This window comes from Sporomusa sp., assembly GCF_057736855.1.
Genome location: NZ_JBYKYF010000187.1, coordinates 1 through 6,084 on the forward strand (window position 1 = coordinate 1; position 6,084 = coordinate 6,084).

Consider the following 6,084-nt stretch of genomic DNA (forward strand, 5'->3'; position numbering starts at 1 on the left):
CACCGGAACCACGTTCCCGGTTAACCAGTGTTACGTCTGGCCGTGCTAAATCGTGCCACTCGCGGATATTTTTCGGATTGCCTTTAGCAACATAGAACCCAGTATTGCGAAATACAAGGTTATAGACCAGGGTCCGATGACCAGGCAAAAACCGGCGTACATAGGGCAAATTGTATGTGTCGGTGTCACTATCCCACAAATGGGCAGTAACGACATTGGCAGTTCCATGGTAAAGGGCTAATAACCCGTCGATGCTGCCGGCGTAATTTCGCAAACAACGAATGTGCGGAAGAGCTTTTTCTAGATGACGTGCCAATATATCCAGAATAATGTCTTGGCCGCAGATGATAAAACTGTCCGGTTCGGTAACGGGGACAGTGGCCGGAGGGCTGACAGAGGCTGTATGGAAGGAAGGGGAGTGCTGTTTTGATGCTTGAATATAAGCTTCCAGGTCAGATGCTTCCACCCGGACTTTACGACCTATGCGATAGGCTGCCAGATCGCCGCGTTTAATCATTTCATAGACGGTGAAGCGAGATATTTTAAGAATATCAGCAACTTCTGTCGGAGTGTAGGAAGTTTTGTTATTCATGGTATTCACCTCTATAAACTAGTTGTACTAATTGTTTAGTAAGCTATTGCCAATATCATACAACAAATAATATAATAACTCCATAAAGGTTATGTTTGTTTTTGTTAGTTTATATTTGGTTTAAAGATAATTATTCTACTTATTTTACGGCTGTAACCCTCGATTAATTGATTAAATTACCTCTTTGCTTAACAATTTTATTGAGTTTAGTTCAGTGTTGTTTTGTTATATTTGGTTAAAAAGGGGAAGAGAGCTGTCCGCTAGTTTTACATGCCGGATAGAGTGAATCTAAGGGGGGAGGAGAACGATGAAAAAAATGCGTACAAGATGGATGGTTATTTTGGTTTTGGCAGTTGTCGCTATTTTTAGTTTGGTTGGTTGTGGTGGACAAAAACAAACGCAGCCGACGGCTGAAAAGGAACAGCCGGTAGAACTTAATGTATCGGCGGCTGTGAGTCTTAAAGAGGCTTTAATGGAAATTCAGACCCATTATCAAGCGAAGAACCCGAATGTTACACTTGCTTTTAACCTTGGGGCATCTGGTGCCCTTCAGAAACAAATCGAGCAGGAGGGTGCACCAGCAGATATTTTTATTTCTGCTGCTCCCAAGCAGATGAATGAATTAGAAGAAAAAAATCTCATCAATAAAGCCACACGCAAAAACTTAGTTGAAAATCAATTGGTTGTTGTTGTACCCAAAGACTCGAAACTAAACATAACCAAATATGAAGATCTGGCGCAGGACGCAGTGCAAAAGATTGCACTGGGTGAAACAGCCACCGTACCTGCTGGCCAATATGCTCAACAGGTATTGGAAAAACTTGGGTTATGGGACAAAATAAAAGACCGGCTAGTATATGCCAAAGATGTGCGCACCGCACTGGCGTACACGGAAACCGGCAATGTTGAGGCAGGTATTGTGTATAAAACCGATGCAGTTTCCAGTGATAAAGTGAAAATTGCCGCCATTGCTCCCGAAGGCAGCCATCAACCCATCGTCTATCCGATTGCTATTACCACTGGCACTAAACAGCAGAAAGCAGCAGAAGCTTTTGTGGAGTATTTGTTTTGTGCTGACAGCAAAGCTGTATTTGAAAAACATGGCTTTGTTATGGGAAAATAGGAAGTAACCTAGTGAAGCAGGTGGAATTATGAGCATTGAATGGCAGCCAGTCATTTTGTCGGTCAAAGTTGCTCTTGTGTCATTACTATTTGTATTTGTCTTTGGTGTGGCTGCTGCTTATGGTATGCGAAGCTTTGAGTTTCCCGGTAAAAGTGTATTGGAAGCATTATTCGCCTTGCCATTGGTATTGCCACCAGTGGTAACCGGCTTTGTGCTGCTGATTTTAATTGGCAAGCAAGGGCCGATTGGACGTTTTCTTTCTGATGCTTTTCATACCCAGATTATATTTACTCCCTATGCGGCTATACTGGCTGCAACGGTAGTGTCCTTTCCGTTAATGTATCAAAGCACTAAAGCCGCTTTTCAGGGGGTGGATCGTACTCTTGAGGATGCGGCTCGGACGTTGGGATCCAGTGAGTGGCGGGTATTTTGGACAGTTACCCTGCCGCTGGCTTGGCCAGGTTTGGTCGCCGGGCTGGTACTGTCCTTTGCCCGGTCTTTGGGAGAGTTTGGCGCTACCATTATGGTGGCTGGCAACATTCCCGGCAAAACACAGACCATTCCACTAGCCATTTATTTTGCGGCCGAGTCCAATAATTTGACGTTGGCTGGAACCTATGTATTATTGATTAGCGGGTTAACCTTTTTCCTTATCTTGGCTCTCAATGTTTGGTCAAAAAAGCGAGGAGGGAAAACGTCCGTAGGGGGGTTGTTCTAAATGCTGCAGGTTACGATGAAGAAGAAATTATCTGATTTTACGTTAGCTATAGAGTTTACTGTTGCAAATGATATTTTGGTGTTATTTGGTCCTTCCGGCGCTGGAAAGACAACCATACTGCGGGCAATCGCCGGTCTGATAAAACCTGATGAAGGAGAAATTCGACATAACCATCGGATTTTCTTTTCTTCAAAGGAAAACATATTTATGCCGCCGCAATTACGGCGTGTGGGGTATATGTTTCAGGAATTTGCCCTATTTCCGCATATGGATGTTAAGCGTAATATCTGGTATGGTGTTAAAAAACATGACAGTAATTCTCGGGCGCTTTATGAAAGGCTGTTGGGATTACTGCGAATCGAACATTTGACATCACGGTATATTGACAATTTGTCAGGCGGCGAGAAGCAGCGAGTGGCTTTGGCTAGGGTGTTAATGGCAGAACCGGCGATTTTATTATTGGATGAACCCTTGTCGGCGCTTGATAGCGATACCCGATTGGAATTACAAGCAGAGCTGAAGAAGATTCATAGTATCTGGAATATTCCCTTTATACTTGTCACCCACGACCTTTCGGAGGCTAAAGCATTGGGTAATCATTTTTTGATTTTAGAGAAAGGTAGGCAAACAGTGAGGGCTGCTTTGTCGTTGGGTGAGTTTCTCCAGTATCAGAGTGCTGGTTGCAAGTGTTTGTCATGTGATTAGCGTAAAGTATAATGAAGTGCCAGCTAAAAGTGAATTGCTCCCCATAGCCCCTGTTAGCGTAAACCATGTTTTCAGAGTTAACTGATTATTCTTGAAGGATAATTGCGGTGTATAGTTGAATTAGTATGATATAGGAAGAGTTTTGAGAAAGTTAATTGCTGATAGGGGGCCTTGTACATGTCGCAAAAAATTACGATAACATTTTCCAATGGACGTACTGCTGAGTATGATAAAGGTGTTACGTTACTGGAAATTAGTCGGGATGCTGCTCATAGGTATACTACACCGGTGGTAGCCGCAAAAGTAAATAATGAGATAAGGGATTTGCAGAATGTATTGGAACAAGACTGTGCGGTGGATTTCCTTGATCTCAGTAGTGATGCGGGGATGAAAGTGTATCAGCGAAGCGTTACTTTGGTCATGATTGCTGCTGCTCAAGAACTATTTCCAGGCTGTGAAGTTACAGTAGAACATTCATTGAGCAAAGGACTGTATTGTGAGCTGCATCATGGGCGCGATCTTATGCCTGAAGATGTCGAGAAACTGGAAAAGCATATGCGGCAAATCATCGAGGAAGACCGGCCAATTGTCCGGAAAGTATTACCCAAGGCAGAAGCCATTGAAATGTTTAAGGCGGCAGGGCAGTGGGAAAAAGTCAGTTTGCTTGAGAAATTTGAAAGAGAAAATGTAAGTATTTATTATTGTGGTCAAGTATATGACTATCTTTATGGCAATATGGTGCCTTCCACTGGTTATGTAAAAGTATTTGAACTTAAACATTATCCGCCGGGAATTATTTTACGGCTTCCGGAGAAGGATAATCCGAACGTGCTGCCTCCATTTGTTGAGAATCCAAAATTATTCAAAGTCTTTAAAGAAGCCGCACAATGGGGAAATATTTTGCGGTGTGCCTATGTAGCCAACTTAAATGAATGCATCGCTAACGGAGAAATCAAAGATGTTATACGAGTGGCAGAAGCCTTGCATGAAAAAAAGATCGCCCAGATAGCCGATTTCGTCGCTTCGCACCGTGACGAAGTACGGGTTATTTTGGTAGCAGGTCCTTCTTCATCGGGAAAAACCACTTTTGCCCAACGGCTGAATATCCAATTACGAGTTAACGGGATGTGGCCGGTACCGCTTTCCTTGGATGATTATTTTGTTGACAGAGAAAAAACGCCGCTGGACGAAAATGGCGAGTATGATTTTGAATCCATTGAAGCCATCGATTTACCCTTATTTAATTCCCATTTGGCTAGAATTTTGGCCGGAGAAGAAGTGGAAATGCCTACCTATAACTTTAAGACCGGAAAACGGGAATATCGTGGTCACCGCATAAAGGTAAGCAAAAACCAACCACTGATTATCGAAGGTATACATGGACTTAACGAACGGTTGACAAGTTCAGTTCCCCGCCATTGCAAAATTAAAATATATATTAGTGCCTTGACGCAGTTGTCAATCGATAGCCACAATCGTATACCTACGACTGATGCTCGTCTGATACGCCGGATTGTTCGTGACAGTCAGTTTCGTTCTCATGACGCATTGATGACACTAAGAATGTGGCCGTCAGTACGGCGTGGTGAGGAACGTAATATTTTCCCGTTCCAGGAAGAAGCCGATGTAATGTTTAATTCGGCACTTATTTATGAATTGGCGGTGCTGAAAAAGTACGCGGAACCGTTACTGAACAAAATTACTAGGGAACATCCTGAATACTCTGAAGCACGGCGGTTACTTAACTTTTTGGAATATTTTGCTTCTGTGGAAGATGATGAAGTTCCGCATAACTCTATTTTGCGCGAGTTTATCGGAAAGTCTTGTTTTGAAAAATAGTAAAATAAGGGCTGTGTAACAACTCAGCTTTTAATTTGATGGTTTACAATCATAAAAATAGTCCGTATCACGCAAATGTGGTACGGACTTGCTTATTTTTACTTCAGACCCATTATTTGTATTACCAGCTTAAAACAAGAAACGTTTTTTTACCGGTTGTTTTCAAAAAATCTAAGTGCGACCTCAGGAAATAAGGCGTAAGACAATACATCTTCGGTAGATGCATTCGGATATCCTTTTTCAGCCAATTCCTGACGCAGGGCAGGCAATTGCGGTTCAATGTCGTCAGCCGGACGGTGGGTAATAATTTCTTCATCACCAATAAGTGATTTTAAAAACTCAGGGTCAATGGGCGCCGGAGTACGGCCATATTTACCGCGGGCCAGATCTTTAACTTCACGCGGTACTATTTTATAGCGGCCCAACATTACATTGAAGGCTGACATGGAACCTACAATCTGGCTTGTTGGTGTAACCAGCGGCGGATAACCAAGTTCAGCCCGCACTTTGGGCATTTCCTCAATAAGCTCAGGGAATTTGTCTGCCATACCCTGTTCTTTCATTTGATTTAAGAGATTGGAAAGCATACCACCGGGAATTTGGAAAGACAGTACCTTGGTATCAATTTCAATATTGGTATTGAGGTTAATCGGCAATGGGGAAAAGCTTTTCTTTGCTAAGTCCGGTATCCCGCTCATGTCCTTCAAAGGCAGCAATCATGGCTTCGGTAGCCGGTTGCGAAGAAGCCATAGCGAAAGGTGAAAGCGCAGTGTCAATAATATCAACACCTGCTTCAACCGCCTTTAAGTAAGTCATAGAAGCCATGCCACTTGTATAGTGAGTATGTAGGTGTATGGGTACATTAATTTCGGCCTTTAATGCTTTTACCAGTTCATAGGCTTTAAAAGGAGCTAACAGACCAGCCATATCTTTAATACAGATGGAATCACTGCCAAGACTTACCAGATCTTTGGCTACTTTAATGAACGATTCATTACTATGGTAAGGACTTATGGTGTATACAAATGCACCTTGTACATGAGCTCCGGATTCTTTGGCGGCACGCATGGAGGTTTCCAGGTTGCGGACGTCATTGAGGGCATCAAA

At 43.0% G+C, this 6,084-nt stretch carries 6 protein-coding genes and 1 pseudogene; 4 read left to right on the top strand and 3 right to left on the bottom strand.

The window, feature by feature from the left end; genetic code table 11:
* On the bottom strand, window positions 1–592 hold a 592-nt coding region (locus tag AC29Z1_RS11995; RefSeq protein ID WP_488271701.1), incomplete at its 3' end, for a substrate-binding domain-containing protein.
* Between the two features lie 307 nt (window positions 593–899).
* On the opposite strand from AC29Z1_RS11995, the gene modA reads away from it, so the two are divergent.
* The 4 genes from modA (at window position 900) to AC29Z1_RS12015 (ending at window position 4,977) form a co-directional block, all read left to right on the top strand.
* Window positions 900–1,715 (top strand): molybdate ABC transporter substrate-binding protein, encoded by an 816-nt coding sequence (gene modA, locus AC29Z1_RS12000; protein WP_488271702.1) that lies wholly within the window; start codon window positions 900–902, stop codon window positions 1,713–1,715.
* A 28-nt stretch (window positions 1,716–1,743) separates the two neighbouring features.
* Window positions 1,744–2,433, top strand: a complete 690-nt coding sequence (gene modB / locus AC29Z1_RS12005) for a molybdate ABC transporter permease subunit (RefSeq protein WP_488271703.1) — start codon at window positions 1,744–1,746, stop codon at window positions 2,431–2,433.
* The gene (locus AC29Z1_RS12010) at window positions 2,434–3,138 is read left to right on the top strand and encodes an ATP-binding cassette domain-containing protein (protein WP_488271704.1); all 705 of its coding nucleotides are present in this window, start codon (window positions 2,434–2,436) and stop codon (window positions 3,136–3,138) included.
* A gap of 177 nt (window positions 3,139–3,315) precedes the next feature.
* The gene (locus tag AC29Z1_RS12015) at window positions 3,316–4,977 is read left to right on the top strand and encodes a uridine kinase family protein (RefSeq protein ID WP_488271705.1); all 1,662 of its coding nucleotides are present in this window, start codon (window positions 3,316–3,318) and stop codon (window positions 4,975–4,977) included.
* Between the two features lie 149 nt (window positions 4,978–5,126).
* On the opposite strand, the gene AC29Z1_RS12020 is transcribed toward AC29Z1_RS12015, so the two are convergent.
* Window positions 5,127–5,675, bottom strand: coding sequence for a hypothetical protein (locus AC29Z1_RS12020; RefSeq protein WP_488271706.1), 549 nt, complete (start codon window positions 5,673–5,675; stop codon window positions 5,127–5,129).
* Window positions 5,623–6,084: pseudogene (locus AC29Z1_RS12025) on the bottom strand (oxaloacetate decarboxylase subunit alpha); the annotation flags it as partial. The gene AC29Z1_RS12020 and the pseudogene AC29Z1_RS12025, both read right to left, overlap by 53 nt.